Source organism: Fictibacillus sp. S7 (assembly GCF_004127935.1).
Lineage (GTDB): Bacteria > Bacillota > Bacilli > Bacillales > Fictibacillaceae > Fictibacillus_C > Fictibacillus_C enclensis.
Window position 1 is genome coordinate 2634839 of record NZ_QJKL01000001.1, and the last position, 20526, is coordinate 2655364.

A 20526-nucleotide genomic window follows, 5' to 3' on the forward strand; every position below is an offset into this window, starting at 1 on the left:
TCCCTATTTCTTTCCGGTAACGACGGTAAAGGAACGTTCCTCTCCTGCACCAAGCTTGATCTGAGTTCCTGCCTTTTCTGCCGCTTTAAACCCTTCCGGCCGGCAGGTGGCTGGCAGCACGAAAGCTCCTACCTGCTGATCGCTGTTGTACAGAAGCCAGCGTGTGGCATAGTTAAGCTCGGCTGTTGAAAATCTCGTGAAAAAGGCCGTGCCGTCGGGGGATTGCATTTCAAATTCCACTTCTTCCCCGTATTGATCCAGTCGGTCAGCAAAAAAGACAATCTCCGGATCATACATGTCCGGCTGATTCAGTACATTGAGCGTTTCTTCCCCACTCAACAGCTTTTTGTTATATCCGAGCCATTGATCCGTCGGCTTCACATGGGCTGGAATCGATTCCCGAAGCACGAATGCGTCATCTGGAATGCTTTGCTTCATAACCCCATTTTCCACATATGCATAGTTGGTATGACACATGTACTGCAGGGGCATCTCGCCACCGGAGAGGTTTTTCACCGTCATTCCGATCTCGATGAATGATTCTCCTCTGCCCATTTTAACACTCGGTGATGCCAAATAGTGATGGCCGAATCCTTTTACATATTCGGTTTCGCCGCCAACCTTGATTCCCTGGTGGCTGATTTCAAGCCAGGCACGGTCCAATTCAGCACATGCCATTTCCCCGTGCAGCTCGTGATCATCCTCCGGTCCCGGACAGCCATTGGCAATCAACCCTGAATGAAACGAAAAGCATCCGTACGTATCCACGACCTCTCGCACGTTCTTTGGCTGCGAGAACATATTTTTCATCTTCAGATCGATGCCATCAAACGCAAGGTCCCAGATGATCTGTCCCATATACGGCAGCACGACCATTACCCCGCGCGAGTTTGTCAGCTCGATGGCTTCCACTCCCGACGGATAGCGGAACAGGCTTACCGTAAACTCATTGTCACGATAGATCACTTTTTTGTTTTCCTTAAAAAATTCCCGCTGAAGTTCAATGATTCCACTCATGTCTAAGCATCCCTTTCCTGCTGATTAACCTCATCAAGGCAGCCAGGAAAAGGCTGCCTGACAAGGTTTAATGGTTTATTGTGCCAACTCGATCGTTTTGTCTGTTTTTCTCACCGCAGACTTTTTCATTTCGCCATAGAAGTAGATGCCGACATAGACGAAGCAAGCCATGGAAACCAGGAATGCCGTTTGCATGGAGCCGAACGCGTCCGACGCATAACCTTGCAGAGCCGGAATTACCGCACCGCCGACAATCGCCATAACAAGAATTGCACCAGCAGTTTCGGTGTACTTCTTATCGACCACTTCAAGCGTTTCTGCATAAATCGTTGGCCAGCAAGGACCAAACAGCATGCTTACCCCAATTGCTGCATAAACCGCCGTCATGTTCGGTACGAGCACGACATACGCCAATAACGCGGATCCGATGATGGCATAGCTGAACAGAATCTTGGACGGAGAGAAGCGAGTCATCAGGAAGTTCGCAATGAATTTCCCAACGAAAAAGGCGATAAAGCTGAAGACCATAAAGTTGGACGCGGTTCGTTCGTTAAAGTTCGGGTTCAAATCAAGCGCAAGACGGATGGTGAACGACCAGACCGTAACCTGCATGCCCACATATAAAAACTGAGCTGCAATTCCTTTTTTGAATCGTTTGTTGCCCGCCAAATACTTGAGCGTCTGACCGATTCCCGGAGCTTTTTCTCCTCCTTTAGCACGGTTGGTCACCGGCTTACAAATCGGAAACTTCGTAATCGCAAACAGAATAAACATGGCGATCAGAACAAATATGATGTACTTATAAGGCTGAAGGGTATGCTGAAGCATTTTCAATCCAAACGCCTGAGCTTCTGCCGGTGACATTTTGGCCATTTGTGACTCCAGGCTTGCCCCCTCTTGGAACACAAGATATTTTCCTAGCAGGATACCCGCGATAGATCCCAGCGGATAAAACGTCTGGGAAATGTTCAAACGAAGAATGCCGTATTTTTTCGGTCCAATCATTGAGCTGTAGGTGTTGGCCGCTGTTTCGAGAAAGCTCAGCCCAACCGCAATAGCAAAAATCGCGAACAGGAACATCGTGTACGTCCCCATGTGTGACGCCGGGTAAAACAATGAGCAGCCCACGATATAAAACAGAAGGCCTGTCATGATCGCAAACTTGTAGCTCATTTTCTTAATGACCATCGAGGCCGGAATCGCAACCACAAAATAACCACCGTAAAACGCACTTTGCACGAAAGCGCTCGCGAAATCGCTGAGTTCAAACACATGTTTAAATTGCGCAATCAGAATGTCGTTCAGACTCGCCGCCACAGCCCATAAAGGAAAAAGCAATGAGACCAGGATAAATTGAAAAATCGGTGTTTTGTTCAAATAGCCATCAGGCAGCTGAATCAGGTTGCTGTTCTTCATGTGTACATCCCCTTTTTTTAAATAGATTAGTAGTAAAGCGCTTACATATCGCGTTCCAGAAGAGGTACAGAATGACCATTCTGTACCTTGTTTACTTTTTAAGAGATTGTCCGTCAGGTGAATTCTTCGGATAGCGCAGCCGGCATGATTCCCGGATGATGAGTTCCGGAGACAGCTTGTACTCGCGCTTCGGCACCGGATCTTTAAATTGGATCCGTTCATGCAGCAGCTGAAAGGCAAGCTCCCCTAACGCGTGCATGGGCCGTGAAACCACGCTGAGCTTTGGGTTCAAGAAGGTGGCAATGTCCACGTCATCAAACCCGAAAAACGAAATTTCCTCCCCGAGCTTCCAGTCCAGATCGCCAAAGGCCTTCACACACCCGATGGTCATCAAGTTGTTGGATGAAAAAATGGCCGTCGGACGGTCGTCCAGTGAATACAGCTGGTGTGCCCCCTGATACCCGCTGCGCTCACCAAAGTCTCCCTGAAAAATGTAGCGCTCGTCCAGCTTCAGGTTGTAATCCTCGAGCGCTTTTTTGTAGCCGATAAAACGCTCACGACCCGGTGTGGTGTTCTGCGGACCGCAAATGATCGCAATCTTCTCATGCCCCTGCAGAATCATGTGCTGAACGGCCTGGTAAGAGCCTTTTACGTTATCGACGAGCACCGTATCCACGTCATAGTACTGAATGCTCCGGTCGACCGCGACCATCGGAATGCCCTGCTCATGAACCTGCTTCAGGTGATCGCCATTTTCGTTGGCTGTCGTGATGATGACCCCGTCCACTCCCCGCTCGATGAAATTCTTCAGAATCTCCTGCTCGACCACCGGTGATTCGTTCGTGCTGCTCAGAATCGCGAAGTATCCTGTTTCCCGGGCCTTCTGTTCAATTCCGGCCATTACGGATGGAAAAAACGGGTTGTTGATGTCTGGCACAATGACACCGATCGTCTTCGTATCCTTGCTTTTCATCGTACGTGCTGCGGCATTGCGGATATAGCCGAGCTCCTGAATGGCTTTCAGGATCCGCTCCTCCGTCTGCTTGCGCACGCCGCCCTGGTTATTGATGACCCGGGAGACAGTCGCAATCGATACATTCGCCCGTTTAGCCACATCCTGAATGTTTGCTTTCCCTTCCATGGGCAAAACTCCTAAAATGTAAACGTTTAGATTTTTTTACAAAAAAATAGATTTATGCCTGAAATCACTGAGTCTGTTTTGAACAATTAATGTAAACGTTTAGATTTTTGTTCTTGGATATAATCTAGCATGAGAAAATAGAAAATGCAAGAAGTTTTTTGAAACCGCTTTCCTTACTCTTGCGTACCCCATTCAGAAGCCAGAATTCCCATAAAGTATGTATCAACATATTGGCCGTCCACATAAGCGTGCTGCCTCAGCTTGCCCTCTACTGTAAAACCAATCTTTTTATACAGCCCAATCGCTTGTTCATTGGTTCCTCTCGTTGTTAAATAGATTTTGTTCAAACGCAGCTGCTTAAAGCCAACATCAATCATCTGCTCCATGGCAATTTTTCCGTAGCCCTTCCCTCTTGCTTCAGGAGCGAGAAGGATTCCGATGCTCGCGCGTCCATGTCCATGATCGATATCTTTAAGAAATACCCATCCGACCAGCTGCTGTTCTTCATTTTCAATCCCCAGCAATAAATCGTTATTCCTTCGCTTCCCTTCTACTTCCTGGAGGACCTGCTCATACGTCAGCGGCGTTCGTCCCACCATTAAGATGGATCGTGAATCATTGGACCATCGGTGAAGTTCCTTGATATCGGCGGTTTCGAATGACCTGAGTTTTACCATGGCTATTAACCTCCTATAAGAATTCAAGTAATACTCCCATAAGAATATCACTTAATGTCTGGGTGCTGTTACTAAATAAGAAAAAGAAGCTGATCCAACTTTTTTTGCGCAGATGATTCAATCTGAATGGACTTTGCCATGAAAGTTTCTCCTATTTTTGAACTGTAGAATGAAACAAAATCAACTTCCTTGCTATACTTCTATTTGTTACCTCCCTTTATTCCATTTTTATTATAATAAAACTTGTAATATTCTAATGATTTATATAATAAACCCGACCCCAATGAATTTCAACCACTATTTTTGTGTAAATGAACGAAGGAGATTTTGTTTCCCTCATTGAATTGAGAAGAGAAAAGAACGGCTACTGGAGGAGAAAATGGACATTAAAACAAAGAGGCTTCATATTCGAAGGTTTATTCCAGAAGATTGGCAAGCGGTGCATCACTACACATCCAATCCTGCTGTCATGGAATATATTCCTGAGGGAGTTTTTACTGAAGGTGACGCCAAAGCATTTATTGAAGAGAACAGCGGAGACCACCCGGAGAAATATGCGGTGGTTCTGCGGGACGTGAACCAATTAATCGGCCATATTGTGTTTCACAAATACTTTGGTAACCATACATACGAGATCGGCTGGGTGTTCAATACGGCGTACCACAATAAGGGATATGCTTCGGAAGCAGCACAGACTGTTTTGGATTACGGCTTCGATACTTTGAAACTCCACCGGATCATTGCCACATGCCAGCCGGAGAACCCGCCGTCCTACCGGGTGATGGAGAAGATCGGAATGCGAAGGGAAGGCTATTTCAAAAAGTGCATCCCCCATAGAGATGGCTGGTGGGATGAATACTATTACGCCATTTTGGAGGAGGAATGGAAAAATGAAAAAGGCATCTGAGCAGATGCCTTTTTAACCACAAATAAGTCGGCTATTGATTTCTATCGTAAGATTCCTCATTATTACTTCTGCAACCTACATTCATAAGCTTTATCGATATAGCTAGTTATTTGCCTTAAAGAATCCACCCATTCTAACCTAATATACACTTCACCAGGTGTTAACCTGACTGGATCAGATTTTTCATATATATGTCCAAGCATTTCATCTATCTCTCGCTGTAATTGCTTCGCTGTTTCTGTGTGCAGTTTTTTTCCCAGATGAAGAACAAAGCATACTTTCCTAGCTGCAGTTGTGGTTGCAAATTTATATGAACCTTTCTTACTTATATAACCTATGCAATCTGTTCGAATGCCATTTTTATAACGACCGTGGTAGTCCTCAACCTCGTCTTTGTACGAACTTTTTTTATAAATATAATTATCGATTTCTTTTGCCAGCACTCTGGCTTTCTCTGTTTTGAACAAGTTATAAAAGTACTCTTTTGATTTTACTCCTAACCTCTCATTAACCCATCCAAAATATAAATTTACTCCACTTAAATTTACTGGTCCGACAATCTCATCCTTTAGAGGAGATAGATTAAAAAGTTGAACAAAATCAGCATAGTCTTCAAACCATTTTCCCGTTTGACTAAATGAATGAACGAGCATTAATGAATGGTTAGCCATGACATTCTTTGCTTCGATTAGAGCAGATGCGGTTCTATGTATTAATTGATATCTTTTATCCAGGATGTCATCCTTCTCTATACCTAGTAGCTTAAGTAAGTATTCCAATCTTTCTCCTTTGCCGCTACTTGGGTTTTCATCCAGCCAGGACGCCACAGTTTCTCCAAAGGGTTCAGACACTTTTCCTTCCACTATAATGGGTAAAAGCCCATTATTTGTTTTTGCCAAGACATAAAGATCGTTTTGTGAGCTTTTATTTCCTCCTGGTAAAGCAACTTTGTACTCTGGGAATCCATACAAAATTCTTACATCATTAAACAGAGGCAACTTACTCTGTTTTAAAATCCTTTCTACACTTAATGGGAAATTGTCAGCCCCTTCCCAACAATTAGCTAATTCATATGCAGAAAATCTTTCCTTCCATTGCTTTTTAGGATCTGCAAGGAATTCTTGCCATGATAAAGCTCCCTTTGAAGGAATAAAGAATTTACTCATTTTCTTCGCCCCTTAAGATATTTGTATAATGTACTCTACTACAGTGGCTCAATTAATAATTTTTTGAAGATAGATAGTGATCAATCGTCTTCAAATAAGTTTTCCAATCCCGATAGCTGTCTTGAACTCTCTGTTTCAAAGAAAAATCAATTTGTTGTTCTTCGACATAGATCCCATTCCGGCGCATGTTTTCTAACCTATTTAAATACTGTTTAACTGAAATATCCTTTAATTTTTTCTCACCTTTTTTAACATGTGTTTCTGCTTTAAGTATTCTTCAAATTCCAATAATATCAGCCCTCCCCCTGCTTATCCTCTTCAATATGTAAACCCTTCGCCAAAATATCATTTCTTTTAATGATATCAGGAATTTATTGTAAATTAAACGTAAAAATATTGAATTAGATGTAACTGTTCTGTCTATAAAAAGTACAAATCTACATTGCAAAGCAACAATTATTTCGAACCATAGGTTACAGCAGTGCTTTGACGGGTATTTCTTAAAAGAAAAATTTTTCCATATCAAGAGGATGAATACAATTAAATCTTTTATTATGGTACAAAATGTAGAGGAAAGGAGTTGCGCATGGAATTTTTTCTCGTTATTTTGGTTCTGCTGGCCTTAATCGGCCTGGCCAGTTTCATCAATCATTTTATTCCATACATACCTGTTCCACTGATCCAAATTGCGCTTGGCGTGACGCTTTCAGTCCTGCCACTGGGCATAAAAGTCCCGATGAATCCGGAGCTGTTTTTCATCCTCTTTATCGCGCCGCTTCTCTTCCATGACGGACGGCATGCTTCAAGAGAAGAATTATGGAAGCTTCGAAAACCAATCCTTCTGCTTGCTCTTGGCCTTGTCTTTATGACCGTATTTGCCATCGGCAGTTTGATACATTGGCTCATCCCGTCCATTCCTTGGCCGGCAGCCTTTGCGCTTGCCGCGATCCTCTCGCCTACGGACGTGGTTGCCGTCAGTTCCATTTCCAGCCGGGTAAAAATGCCAGAACAAATCATGCACGTTCTTGAAGGCGAAGGGCTGATGAATGATGCCTCCGGATTGGTGGCATTTAAATTTGCGGTGGCCGCTACCGTAACCGGAGCCTTTTCCATTACAGAGGCAAGTGGAAGCTTCTTTATCATTTCAGTTGGCGGTTTTCTCGGCGGTGCCCTCTTGGCCCTGATCGTGATCCAGCTGCGAACCTTTATTCGGCGGCTCGGCATGGATGATGTTACGATTCATATGCTCATCCAGCTCTTGACCCCATTTGTTATTTTTTTCGTGACTGAACATCTGGGCCTCTCCGGCATCCTTTCAGTCGTTGCCGCTGGAATTGTGCATGCCATTCACCAGGATCGCAAACGGATTCCCGCCGGATCACTTGAAATCGTTTCACGAAGTACATGGACTGTCCTCATTTATATTCTAAACGGACTGGTGTTTGTCATTCTCGGATTACAGATCCCTGGTGTACTCAATGAAATTTTCAAAAATCCCTTGTTTGATAATTGGCAGGTTATCCAGTATATCCTGATCATCTCAGTTGCTCTGCTGGTGCTTCGTTTTCTGTGGATTTCGGTCACCTGGCGAAAATGGAAAGAAAAAGGAATGCCCCATATGAAATCCCAAAGAGCCATTGCCATCTTGACAGTCTCAGGCGTGCGTGGTGCGGTTACTCTCGCTGGTGCATTTACCATTCCATTTGTCATTGAGGGCGGTGGCCCCTTTCCAAATCGTTCGCTTATCATTTTCATCGCAGCCGGCGTCATCCTGGTGACCTTGATCCTCGCAAGCATTTTCTTGCCGATCCTGGCAAAAAGCGAAAACACCAATGCCCAGGAGCTAAGAGATGAAATGGAACGGAATGCCAAACTGCGTACATTCGAGGCCGCTATCCATTCCGTTCAGAATTCCATGACGGAGGAGAACCGGGAAGCTGCCGTATCCATCATCAGCACCTACAACAATATGCGAAATGAGTTCAGTTCCAAAAGTTCCGAAAAAATTGAACGCCAGGAAAATGCGGTCAGGATGAAGGCGATTGAAGCCGAAAGCCTTTACTATACGAACTTGAAGAAAGCTGGGAAAGTGGATCGGGATACCGCCATTCTGGTTGAGGAACATCTGCAGCGAAGGCGTCTTGCTCAAACGAATCGCATACAATACCGCCGGCTGTTTGTTTGGATCCTTTTCAAGCGGAGTGCGTTTGCCCTGCTGCAGCTACTCCTGCCAAGGAACAGCAAACAGCGCAAACAGAGCCGTAAGCGAAGAAAGCTGCTGGTCGGCCTAAAGGTCAACATGGCCAAGGCTGCCATTCACTATTTAAAAACGCACATGACACCTGAAAACCGGCACCTGTTTCTCGATGTCATGGGAGAATACAATCAGTTAATCGTCAAATACAACCTTGCCAAAAAAAGTGATGAAACCACTCACTTCGCCCGCATGCAGCGCGACCTTCAAATCCAGGCCTTCCAGGCGGAACGCGATGAAGTGCAGGATCTGTACGAAAAAGGCGAGGTGACAATTGATGTGATCCGGGACATTCGGAGACAGATCAATATTCGTGAAGCCTACTGGATGGAAGAGAATAGTGTCCATTTTCATTAATAAAAAGGAGTATGAGAACATAAATGCCTCTTACTCCTTTTTGAAATATTGTTATAAACTTTTGTAATAGTTGCGGATTTTTTGTGCCATAAGGCGCCTACGAATTAATAAGAATTCATCAAAATTGGTAAAATCCATTGTAAATATTGAAATTGGAATACAATTCACTTCTAGGTTTATCTCTAATTCCTGTTTGTTTGTTATTTCTCCTATTTTACTTGTCGCATTTAATTCACATTGTTCGCGAACTTGTCCCATATATATATTAGGTGCTTTTTGATTAATAGCTAAATTCACAATTTGCTCGGTATACACATAATTTGCAATTTGATTATACTTACCTCTGTTTTTAATACCACATTTCTGCAAATATTTTTTTGGAAATATATGATGTATATCTCCTCGCTCTTCAATTAGATGACTAACCTTTACAGACTTAGATAAAAAGGCATTATCGTTCCCATAAATCTGTGACATAACATACAGATTAAAATAAGGACTACTCGTCACAGATGTATCTAAATTATTTACTAAAATATTGGTCCAATAAGCTTCCGAAAGTTCACCCTCTTCAACATTGTTTAAATAATTTTCTGGATTACCATGTATATTGAACCTGCGAATATCAAATTCAAACATTGTTTCAGGAGATCCAGAATACCGTTCTGTTAGTATAGATAAAACCAACCACTTTCGAACAATATGATTAATTTTATTACCTTCTAAATTTTTATCTCTTAACAGTAAAAATAAAGTATATGCAAAATTTATTGCATTCTTTGATCTTATTAACTTAGGGGAAATAATCCCGGCTGATTTAACAATCATAATAAATCGTTTGAAATTTGTCTGATCGATAAATTGTAATACCCCATCGTTCAGCTTGGAAAAAGACGCCTCCGTTATTTCCTCTTTATATTCTCTAGTTTCAAAATCTCGTCCAGACAATAAACTAACTAAATTTGAAATTTTACCTCGTAAAAATTTATATGTGAAGGCCACTCTTAATAAATCAGAATAACTCGGTTCATAAATCGATGAGTTATAATCCTTAACCCATTTAATTCTGTTAAAGCTATCCGAAGATGAAAAATCACTGTCATTATTTTTAATGTTGTCATAATCCGAAGGATTTTTTATCAGGTGACAAAAGTAATCAATTGTCTTGCGTATATTTGGTCCTTGATAAGATTCGTTGACCGTAATTTTTGACATGGCGAAATCAGCTTGGCTTAAAACAACGCCTTTTGAATTTATTCGTATAAAAATTTCAGTGACTGTTTCAATATCTAGATTGTGTGATAACTCAATCATCCCGATACTACTGTATTTTATCTGCTGTAATTTTTGAAGAATACGATTCAATTCATCCTGTTTAATCTCAGGGTTCCTCTCACAGTACTCATTGATATAAGTAAATAAATTAAATTCTGGAGAAAAAACTTCAGAAATATCATGTATCCATCTTGAATTTTTTAATATAGCAGGGTTCCTAACCTCAAATTTCTCTTCTATTGGATTAAAAGCAATTCTTATTCTCCTTTTTTTATAATTTGAATCTATTATTTCTTGACCTGTTATGGCAGCTGTTAAAGCCGTAATCCTCTGCTGTCCATCTATTAATATTTTCTTACCTGATGATACAGATCCATCTTTTAATTTTGTATCAGGATTTTGCCAGGTAATAATATAACCAACTGGGTAATTTTTATAAAGGGAATCTAATAAGTCCCTTACTTTAGTTGCATCCCATACAAATGGCCTTTGAATTTCAGGAATAGCAATCATTTTATTTTTTATCCAACTGATTATCGATTCTACGGTGCTATTATTCACATTATAATTTGACACTTAGACACTTCCTTTAACTTCGGTTTTTGGTCGTGTTAATTATACTGAATACTATTAATATTGTTAATTAAACTTTAATTATCCATTTCCCAAAAATAAAAGAAGGCAACCCTCCTTTCAAAGGAGTAGCTGCCTTCGTCATTCAACAGTTAATTGTTTTCCATCACCGCAAAATAATTCTCTTCATCATCTGAGAAGTTAAACACCCTGCCCGAAGGCATTTCTACAAGTTCGCCGACGTTCACATTTTTGCTGGATAGGTTTTTGTATAGTTCATCGAGATTTTCTGTGAAGAACATTAAGGAGGGTGTGCCGAGGTTTAGCTCAGGTGACATTTTCGCTACAACTTCCTTGTTGAACAACACGATTGTGGTTTCTGAGCCTTTACTGGGAGCAATTGCAATCCATCTCATTGGACCACTTTCGCCCTCAGAGATGACAGTGAATCCTGCTTTTTCCGTCCAAAACTTCACTGCTTGATCCTGGTCATTGACATACAGCATCACTTCGCCTAGTTTACTGAACATCGTCTTTTCCTCTCTCCCTTGATTAATTGTTCCGTTATTTTAAAGTGCATTTCACAGACATAGCTGAAGTTTATATTCAACAACTATCGAAGAATCCCTTTTACAAAATAAAAAACACCCGAATCATCGGGTGTCAATGCTGCATGCTTTCGCTGCCAATACTTCGTCTGACCTTCTTCCCATTCTGTGCAATTTTTGAGACAGCCGCCCAAAGCATTACACCAATCACAAGGAAGCCGGCGGTCATGCTTATGACGCCACCCCATCCGAAATCGGTCCAGAAGAATCCTGCAAGTGTTCCCCCTACGCTTGAGCCAGTGTAGTAAAGAAACAGATAGAGTGAAGAGGCTTGTGCTTTATCATGAGTCGCTCGCTGGCCAACCCAGCTGCTGGCGATGGCATGGCTGCCAAAGAAACCGTACGTAAAGAATCCAAGTCCCAAAACTTTAACGAGCAAGTGAGAGTCCAGTGTCATTGCCACACCGACCAACGCAAGAACCAAATTGATGAAGAGTATTCGCTGCCTTCCATGGCGGTCCACCCATTTTCCTGTCCAGACCGAGCTGAACATGCCGATGATCATGATTAAAAAGATCCAGCCAACAATGGTTTGGCTGAGAGAATACGGTTTGCCGAGCAATACATAGGCGATATAGTTAAACATCGCCACATTGCTCCCCAAAAGTAAAAACCCCATAAAGAACAGGCAAACTAATCCTGGATCTTTCAAATGGTCAACCATGGATTTCCCTAGCTTTCCAACCTGCAGCTTGCGGGCATTAAAGTTTTGTGATGCGGGGAGACTCTTCCAGAAAATAAGAGTGGCGACTAAACTGATGATGCCGATTCCTGCTATCGCTACATGCCAGCCAAAGAAATCGCTCATCAAACCAGAATAGACCCGGCCGAAAACCGCTCCGATGGAGTTACCGCAAATATAAAGCCCCATTGCTGCCCCAAGGCTCCTCGGTTCAATCTCTTCCCCAAGATACGCCATGGCAATGGAAGGCAATCCGGCCAAAGCGATTCCTTCCAGTGTTCGTAAAATCAAGAGAAAGTGAAAATTAGGACTAAAAGCGGTAAGAATACAAAACACAGAAGCCGCAAGCATGGAAATCACCATGATCGGTTTTCGTCCCCATACTTCCGACAACGAACCGAAAATAAGCATGCTGACAGCCAGCACAATTGTGGTTACCGAAAGTGACAGACTTGCGTTTGTCGGTGAGATGCTAAACTCCTTAGAGAATTCGGGCATTAACGGTTGTACGCAATAAAGTATCGCAAATGTATTAAAACCAGCGGCAAAGAACGCCATACTGGTTTTTCGAAAAAGCGGTGTTCCTTTTTGAATATAGCTCATTGTGTCATCATCTCATTAGCAGGACATTCATCTTGTTGCATCTCCATCATCCCTTAGAATCTATATTTTTCATATATCTATAGTACCACCGCCATCTTATGTTGTATAATTCATTATAATCATCTTTTTCATTCATATATGTAATAGATAATCCAAAAGAAATGTGGTGTAGTCCATGGAATGGCAGCAGTTTGAATATTTTAAAACACTGGCACAGATGGAGCATGTCACACGTGCTGCAGAGGCGTTATCCATTACCCAGCCCGCCCTTAGCCGTTCGATTACACGGTTTGAGGAGGAAATCGGCGTACCGTTATTTGAACGTCAGGGACGATCCATCCGGCTGAATAAATACGGCCAGCTCTTTTTACAACGCGTGGATAACATCATGAGGGAATTTGAAGAAGGAAAACAGGAAATTCAGGATTTGCTTTATCCCAACCAAGGTGAAGTCTCCATCGGATTTTTACATACGTTAAGCACCGGCCGTATTCCCGACCTGCTTTCCGCTTTTCGCCAATCCTATCCAAAGGTAAATTTCCGGCTCGGACAAGGTCCTTCCCATCAGCTCATTGCCAAGCTGCTGGCAGGTGAATTCGACCTTTGCCTTATCGCCTCCATGGAAAGCAAATCCCCGATCGTATGGAAGCCGCTTTGGGATGAGGAACTTTATGTCATCGTGCCGAAAGACCACAAATATGCCAATTATGAATCCATCACGTTGGAACAGATTGCGGATGAATCATTTATCCACTTAAAAGAAGGATTTTCCCTGCGGATCACGGTCGAGCAGTTGTTTAAGGAAGCCGGCCTCACACCGAACATTACATTTGAAGGCGAAGAGGCGGATACCGCTGCAGCACTGGTTGCTGCAGGTCTTGGCATATCCATTCTCCCGAACTTAAAAGGAACCGATCAAAGCAAGATCGCAAAGATCCCCATTCAAAATCCGCATTGCCAGCGGACCATCGGAATTGCCTGGGTGGAAGGCAGATATGTTTCTCCTGCCACGCAGAAATTTAAGCAGTTTGTGTTGGAGCATCCATAATGAAGAAACACGACCTCTATCATAAAAGTCGTGTTCTTCATTGTACATATTCCCGTTATGTATAAATAAGTTTACTTACGGTCATTAAAATAAATAGTATGAACAGCACAAGCCCTGCAAACCACAGAAAGACAGACCAGGCTCTAAAGGTCGTAAAGACTGGAATTTCTAACAAAACGATGTCCCCCACTGTTTCAATGAAGGCCTGCCAGAATGGTTCCCGTGCGTTTCCTTTTTTCCATAAGTAAATCCCCAGCAAAATCAAAGCCACTGAGACCGTTAATATTATTCCTTCTTCTTTCAATACTATCTTCCTGTCCATTAGTTATTGAACTACTCCGATCGCTTCATCATACCACTTTTTCCATATTATTGGAATATAACATAAACGTCAGCATAAAATGGGATGACTATGCTGGGGAGGCATATTATGAAGAAAAAGATTCTTTTTTTCTGTGACCCGGGAATTGATGATTCGCTGGCCATTATTTATAGCCTTTTGCATCCTGATCTTGAGCTTGTCGGGATTGTCACCAGCTACGGGAACGTGACAAAAGAAACGGCAACGGCAAACGCCTACTATTTAATTCAGTTGGCCGGCCATAAGAATATCCCCATTATTCCGGGTGCAGCCAATCCGGTTCAGCAGGAGGAAGTAACCTACTATCCCGAGATTCATGGCAAAGAGGGCATCGGTCCCATCCGCCCGCCTAGTGATATGCAGTATCAGATTTATCCTTTTGATATGATCCGCTATCTGCTCAATCAGCATGGTAAAGACCTTATTATTGTGGATACCGGGCGATCCACCAGTTTGGCTACTGCATTTATTTTATTTAATCAGGAAATAAAAAAAGCGGGTGCTTTTTACCTAATGGGCGGGGCCTTTTTTGTTCCAGGCAATGTCACTGCACTGGCTGAAGCGAATTTTTATGGGGACCCCACTTCAAGCAATTACCTTCTAAAATTCTGCCACAATTTAACGATTACTCCTCTGAATGTCACAAAATACGCTATAATTACCGAATCCATGATTAAACGAATCATCCAGGAGGCAGACTCACCGTATGAATTTTTGCTGTCCCCAATTTTTGAATATTATTTTGAGGCCTACAAAAGGTTGGTGCCCGGCATTCAAGGCGCTCCTATACACGACTTGCTTACCGTCATGGTTGTGGCCAATCCCTCCATTGTTGATTTTATCTATTACGATGCCAAGGTCATTGATGGAACCGTAGAAGGAAAAGGGTTATCGTATATCGATTTGAGGCCCAAAGGCAAAAAAGGAAAAACCCGCATCGCCATGAAGCTTCACTATGACCGGTTTGTTGAAGAGTTTTTCAGAGTGATGCTGAATAATTGAACAAAAGGAGTTCAACTTACTGAACTCCTTTTACGTATTCTTTATAAAATTTTACTTTGCGTTTTGATCTGGTTGATGAATACCAAAGATATTCCCTTCAGGATCAAGGTAGTATCCTTGCCACGCCATTCCTGGAAGGGCATATTTAGGCAAGGCCACCTTGCCGCCATTCTCCAGAATCTTCGCTTCGGTAGAATCGTAATCCGCTATTCCCATCGTACAAACAGACCCATTCAACGCCTGATTCGGCTCTGGCGGGGGGCCTTGCCGCTGCATTAACGCACCATTAATCCCCATTTCATCACTGTTGCCTGTCGTCGCTCCAAAGTAAGGCATTCCCGCGTATTCGCTCCAATCCTCGAACGTCCAGCCGAACACCTCTCCATAAAACTTCTTCGCCTGTTCCATGTCACTTACATGAATTTCGAAATGAACCACTTTTCCCATAATACCCTCCTATTATTTCAAAAAGTCAAACAAGAATTTATTCGGTAGAAACCTGCTCCTTTCCTGTTTATACAACCAAGAAACGAGAATTGCGGAAAATATATTTCTCTCCCAGTAGGGCCCGAACCACCAATAGTTTGTCCTCATAGAATGATAGTACTATCGTAAGTTTTCTGATCATAGATAGTTATTTTATTTTTGGGGGAGACTGCAATGTCATTTAATAAAAGAAAAATAGGGAGTTGCGGATGCAGGAAGGCCGGATATAATCGTTGTCCCAAAACAGGCACTTCCAATCGGAACCAATGGTTTGCCCGTAACCGAAGATCCCCAGCCGAAACTAGATGCGAGTGCCGTTCCGAGTTTGCGGGATTAAAAACCCAAAACAGCGCCCTTATAGAAGGAAACCTTTGTTTTAATTGCCGTTTTGGCATTGAACTTGGTTATATCGCACAAGGTTTGGACTTTCAAGCATTACTCTTGGAATCACTCACTTGCCCTCTCAATAATTCGATGAGAGCGACTGGCATTGGCAGATTGTCCGGAAGATTAGTAGAATTCGAGCTAAATTTAACGCGAAATCCTAATACCATCAGGCTGAGAGTCTTTAAATGTCAGGAAACGTTTATAGATACCACATTCAGAGGATCTGAGGTGGCCCGAGTTTCCGTCATTCGTTGTCCGAGGTAAATATCCAAACGAGAGAATAAAGCGATGATTTATGTACCTGCCTTAAGAAATCAATAGTCCTTATCTCCTGATATATTTACCGAACGGCAATCAATCCATCCAGGAAATAGAAAGGGTAAAATAACAATAAAAATAACCCCTCCCATCTTTTGACCGGGAGGGGTTAAACAACCGTTTAAACAAATTTAGTGTATTGTTCCAAGCAGCTTGAATGCCTCTTCCTTGGAGGTTACCTTAATGAGATCCTCTCTAAATCCGTCATCCATTAGTTTTCGTGACAGCATTTGCAGTATCTTTAAATGTGCGTCACCGGCTGCATGTTCAGGAACAGCGATCATAAAGATCAATTTTGCATCCGTCCCGTCCAGGCTGTTCCAGTCTACTCCGTCCCGCTTAATCCCGAAGGCTACAGCCGGCCGAGTGACCGCATTGGTTTTTCCATGAGGGATTGCAATGTTCATTCCAAGTCCTGTTGAACTTTGTTCTTCTCGTTTGAGAATCGCTTGTCTATACGTTTCTTTCGAGGATAGAATCCCCGCTCCATCAAGCTTCGCAATCAACTCATCAATGACATCGTCTCGTGTGCTGCCTGATAGATCCGTTTCAATCAATTCCAAGTTGGTAATATCGGTTAATTGGTGAATGTCTTGGCCGGAAGCCACTTCAGAATTTCCTGCTTCCATCTCCCTTACAGGTGAAACAGCAGTCTCTTCTTTTATCGATGCGCCTTCTACATTTTTCTTCAACACTGTCACCAATAAAGCCGTCACAGCTACACCAACAACCACAGCCACAAAGAACATCGCTACATTGTCAACTGCACCGAGTACAGCGACAATCGGTCCGCCGTGCGCCACCTTGTCTCCTACTCCAGACATCATGGCAATAACGGAACCTGTCATCGAACCGACAACGATACTCGGAATGACGCGCAGCGGATCTTGTGCCGCGAAAGGAATGGCACCTTCTGTAATTCCAAACAGCCCCATCGTAAAGGAAGCTTTTCCTGTTTCTCTTTCCATTTGAGAGAATTTACGCTTGCTGATAAAGGTTGCCACTCCAAGTCCAATCGGTGGAATACAGATGGCAGCAGCAATTGGTCCCATAATCTCATAGTTTCCTTCTCCAATCATGGCTGATCCGAACAAGAACGCCACCTTGTTGAACGGACCGCCCATATCCACGGCAATCATCGCACCCAAGATCATCGCTAATACGATGGAACTTCCGCCTTGCATACCTGCAAGCCAGCTCGTTAAGGCTTCAAACACACCGGCAACAGGTTTTCCGATAACATAAATAAAGAGTAAGCCGACAATAGCACTTGATAATATCGGAATAAAAATGATCGGCATCACTGGCTGAACCGCTTTTGGCACCTTGATTTTCTTAATTCCAAGAGCTACATAACCAGCGAGAAATCCGGCAATAATTCCGCCGATAAATCCTGCTCCAGCATCACTTCCATAAAAGCTTCCCGTAGCTGCGATATAACCACCGATCATACCTGGAACCAATCCCGGCCGATCGGCAATACTTACGGCAATAAAGCCTGCTAGAATGGGAACCATAAACATGAAAGCAGTGCTGCCAAGACTTTCAATCTGCTTCCAGATGGTCCCGTCTGGAACCTTGATTCCGCCAGGTGTCTGCTCCCCGCCAAGTGTCAAAGCAATAGCGATCAATAATCCCCCGACAACAATGAAAGGAATCATGTACGAGACCCCGTTCATCAGATGCTTATAAATTTGGTTTTCTTTGGACGTACTCTTTTTCGAACTCTGATTGGAAGCAGATCCCGCTTTATAAACCGGTACATCCCCGCTCTTGACGCGCTTGATGAGCTCTTCCGGTTTGCGAATGCCATCTTGGACACCCGTGATCAAGACACGTTTTCCCGCAAAACGGTCTTTCGGCACCTCTTTGTCCGCTGCGATAATAATGCCGTCCGCTTCGGCAATATCTTGTTCAGTCAACGCATTTTCTACCCCGATTGAACCTTGTGTTTCTACTTTTATATCAACACCCAGCGCTGCGCCCGCCTTTTGAAGATTTTCGGCGGCCATATATGTATGGGCAATTCCAACCGGGCAAGCTGTAATCGCTAAAATTTTCCCCATGCTGTTTCCTCCTGTTCAATGTAATCGCTTACTTACCTATATAATAACGCTTACATTCCAGGTTAATCTCTTCAATTTTTACCGCAGCTTGTGGTAAAAAGAGAGGATTGAGTGAAAAAAAGCAGTACATGCTGTAAGCACATACTGCCTTTACCCTTACTTTCCGCTCTCAAGTATTCCTACAAACTCCTGATAATCTCTTGCTCCTGATAACGCATAGACAGCAATCGGGTTCTCGCTTAATGAAGCGATCTCCCCCATGATTCCGCGGATGGATCCATGATCTTTTTTGGCTATAGCCAGCATAAAGATGAGCGATGCCTGTTCGTTTCCCCATTCCATTGGCTTGTCAAGAACAGCTACGGCAAGCACTGATTGCTTAACCAGTTCCGGATTTCCGTGGGGAATGGCAACTCCACCGCCAATAGCAGTAGCCGATTTTCGTTCTCTGTTCACCGCGCTATGAATATATTCCTTGCTCACATACTCGTGTTTGTAAAGAGCCCGTGCCATGGATTCTACCATCTCATATCGGTGTTCTTTTCGTACATTAAAAAATACAAGATCTTCATGCAAGAAAGGAGAAAAGGCGGAAGGGCCTGGATGGTCTGTCTTGTTTTGTTCCAGCTCTTCAACAAACCAGCTTACCTTTTTCTTATCCTCCTGCCCAAACAGCGGCGAAACAACAATGTGCTTAACTGCTATTTTTTCAAGTGGAATGGTCGAAATAATAAAATCAGGGTACTCCTTATTTAAATAGTTGTCCAGCTCACCTCTGCCCACACAGGCAAGCACTTTAATATCCTGATACTGCTGCTCTATTTTTGCCTCCAGCAGATGCGACATGCCAATCCCCATATGGCAGACAATGATGACCTTTTTCTTCGTTTCGCTTTTCTGCTCCAGCCTTTGGACCGCGGCCTGGAAGTGAAGCACGAGATAAGCAGCCTCGTCTTCCGGAACCTCAACGTCAAAAGGCTCCTTCATCTCCTCGAGCGCAAGCATGACCATATGAAACATATAAGGATACATCTTTTTAATATTCGCAAGCAGAGGATTGGTAATCGGGAAACCGAAGCTGAGGCGATTCAGCACTGAATGCAGATGAAGAGCAAGGCCATTCATGAGGATGTCATCATTCTCAAAGTGATAAGAAGTCAACCTCTCCATCTTTGCAGTCAAGGATGCAGCAAGATTTGAAGCTGCAGAATTCACTTGCAGATCCGGGTCGCTTCCCTCTTCCAACCGTTTACTACTCATAAGGTGCCATGTAAAATACACCCTTTCTTCTTTCGGAAAGGACAAGCCGAATTCATTCTTCAGCACATCAAATAAATAGCTCGTATACTCATATTCCCGCTGGCCGGCCGTCTCTGCCATCTCCGTTTCATGAACAAAAACGCGCGATCTCTGCCGTGTCCGTTTGATCATAATCAAGGCATGAACCAGCAGGCTTTCCATCGTTTCATCTGTAAAAGCAAAGGAAAACTTGGAGCTCATGTTTTGGAGCGCTTTTCTGACCAACATGATTTCATAAGGCAGAAACAGATCAAGCACCGCGTTCTTACCATCCTGTTTCGACGAATCAAGCTGTGACAAGTGGGCAAGCGCATTTCGTTTCTTCAATTCGGTTCCTTCTATCACATGGCCAATCCTGGGTTTCGAAACGAGTTCCAGTTCATAACGCTGCAGCCAGTCCGTAATGATTTCCAGATCTTTTTTTACCGCCGCTTTTGGGACATAATAGCGATCAGCAAAATACTGCAGAGTCATCGCCTTTTCACTCATTAACAAAGCATAGGCGATCTCAAACAGCCGCTCTTCATTCGTTTTCGATTCCGCCGACAGGAGTGTGCTTAACAGTGCAGCACGGTCTTCCTCCCTACTCTCAATCGCAATGCCTAAGCCTGGCTTCCGTATCAGACTAGAATCAGAATATTCAGCACGTAAATACTCTTCGATTTTGTCCAGATCGTTCCGCACAGTTTTTTCTGAACACGCCAACCGTTCGGCTATATCCTTAATATGGAGGACTCCATCATTTTCAATGAGCAACATCTTCAGTAGTTCCTTTTGCCTAGCATTCATCTTCCGCACCTGCTCCATTATACTTATAGAGCTAGTTTAACGATATTTAGAGTGCGAATCAAATCGCCGCAAACTAACACCGTTGCATTTCTGC

Annotated in this window: 16 protein-coding genes; 4 read left to right on the forward strand and 12 right to left on the reverse strand. The window is 43.2% G+C overall.

Annotated elements, in window-relative coordinates:
• Positions 1-3: 3 nt before the first annotated feature.
• The 4 genes from DMO16_RS13560 to DMO16_RS13575 form a co-directional block, all read right to left on the reverse strand.
• Entirely contained in the window at positions 4-1017 is a 1014-nt protein-coding gene (locus DMO16_RS13560) for an aldose 1-epimerase family protein (RefSeq protein WP_129478040.1), read from the reverse strand.
• A 75-nt stretch (positions 1018-1092) separates the two neighbouring features.
• The gene (gene fucP / locus DMO16_RS13565; protein WP_129478041.1) at positions 1093-2433 is read right to left on the reverse strand and encodes an L-fucose:H+ symporter permease; all 1341 of its coding nucleotides are present in this window, start codon (positions 2431-2433) and stop codon (positions 1093-1095) included.
• 91 nt (positions 2434-2524) lie between these two features.
• On the reverse strand, positions 2525-3574 hold the full coding sequence (locus DMO16_RS13570; RefSeq protein ID WP_129478042.1) for a LacI family DNA-binding transcriptional regulator: 1050 nt from the start codon (positions 3572-3574) through the stop codon (positions 2525-2527).
• A gap of 173 nt (positions 3575-3747) precedes the next feature.
• Positions 3748-4251 (reverse strand): GNAT family N-acetyltransferase, encoded by a 504-nt coding sequence (locus DMO16_RS13575; RefSeq protein ID WP_129478043.1) that lies wholly within the window; start codon positions 4249-4251, stop codon positions 3748-3750.
• A gap of 379 nt (positions 4252-4630) precedes the next feature.
• Between DMO16_RS13575 and DMO16_RS13580 the strand changes: the two genes are divergently transcribed.
• Positions 4631-5158: a GNAT family N-acetyltransferase gene (locus DMO16_RS13580; protein WP_129478044.1), complete on the forward strand. Its 528-nt coding sequence runs from the start codon at positions 4631-4633 to the stop codon at positions 5156-5158.
• A gap of 62 nt (positions 5159-5220) precedes the next feature.
• Here the strand turns inward: DMO16_RS13580 and DMO16_RS24945 are convergent, their stop codons facing one another.
• A complete protein-coding gene (locus DMO16_RS24945) occupies positions 5221-6324 on the reverse strand; it encodes a DUF6946 family protein (protein ID WP_241840570.1) in 1104 nt (367 codons plus the stop codon).
• Between the two features lie 586 nt (positions 6325-6910).
• Here DMO16_RS24945 and DMO16_RS13590 point away from each other — a divergent pair.
• Positions 6911-8935 carry a Na+/H+ antiporter gene (locus DMO16_RS13590; RefSeq protein ID WP_129478045.1) on the forward strand — a complete coding sequence of 675 codons (2025 nt, stop codon included), beginning with the start codon at positions 6911-6913 and terminating at the stop codon, positions 8933-8935.
• A 51-nt stretch (positions 8936-8986) separates the two neighbouring features.
• On the opposite strand, the gene DMO16_RS13595 is transcribed toward DMO16_RS13590, so the two are convergent.
• From DMO16_RS13595 to DMO16_RS13605, 3 genes are all read right to left on the reverse strand, one after another.
• Entirely contained in the window at positions 8987-10786 is a 1800-nt protein-coding gene (locus tag DMO16_RS13595; RefSeq protein WP_129478047.1) for a GmrSD restriction endonuclease domain-containing protein, read from the reverse strand.
• A 149-nt stretch (positions 10787-10935) separates the two neighbouring features.
• Entirely contained in the window at positions 10936-11313 is a 378-nt protein-coding gene (locus DMO16_RS13600) for a VOC family protein (protein WP_129478049.1), read from the reverse strand.
• 133 nt (positions 11314-11446) lie between these two features.
• Positions 11447-12676, reverse strand: a complete 1230-nt coding sequence (locus DMO16_RS13605; RefSeq protein ID WP_129478051.1) for an MFS transporter — start codon at positions 12674-12676, stop codon at positions 11447-11449.
• A 175-nt stretch (positions 12677-12851) separates the two neighbouring features.
• Here DMO16_RS13605 and DMO16_RS13610 point away from each other — a divergent pair, with 175 nt between their 5' ends.
• Positions 12852-13724 carry a LysR family transcriptional regulator gene (locus DMO16_RS13610; RefSeq protein ID WP_129478053.1) on the forward strand — a complete coding sequence of 291 codons (873 nt, stop codon included), beginning with the start codon at positions 12852-12854 and terminating at the stop codon, positions 13722-13724.
• A gap of 55 nt (positions 13725-13779) precedes the next feature.
• Here the strand turns inward: DMO16_RS13610 and DMO16_RS13615 are convergent, their stop codons facing one another.
• A complete protein-coding gene (locus DMO16_RS13615) occupies positions 13780-14028 on the reverse strand; it encodes a hypothetical protein (RefSeq protein WP_129478055.1) in 249 nt (82 codons plus the stop codon).
• Between the two features lie 126 nt (positions 14029-14154).
• On the opposite strand from DMO16_RS13615, the gene DMO16_RS13620 reads away from it, so the two are divergent.
• Complete coding sequence (locus tag DMO16_RS13620; RefSeq protein ID WP_129478058.1) at positions 14155-15087, forward strand: nucleoside hydrolase; 933 nt, start codon at positions 14155-14157, stop codon at positions 15085-15087.
• A 51-nt stretch (positions 15088-15138) separates the two neighbouring features.
• Here DMO16_RS13620 and DMO16_RS13625 read toward each other — a convergent pair whose 3' ends face one another.
• From DMO16_RS13625 to DMO16_RS13635, 3 genes are all read right to left on the reverse strand, one after another.
• Entirely contained in the window at positions 15139-15534 is a 396-nt protein-coding gene (locus DMO16_RS13625) for a VOC family protein (protein ID WP_129478060.1), read from the reverse strand.
• 875 nt (positions 15535-16409) lie between these two features.
• A complete protein-coding gene (locus tag DMO16_RS13630; protein ID WP_129478062.1) occupies positions 16410-18344 on the reverse strand; it encodes a PTS fructose transporter subunit IIABC in 1935 nt (644 codons plus the stop codon).
• Positions 18345-18500: 156 nt separating this feature from the next.
• Positions 18501-20432, reverse strand: coding sequence for a BglG family transcription antiterminator (locus tag DMO16_RS13635; RefSeq protein WP_129478065.1), 1932 nt, complete (start codon positions 20430-20432; stop codon positions 18501-18503).
• Between the last annotated feature and the right edge of the window lie 94 nt (positions 20433-20526).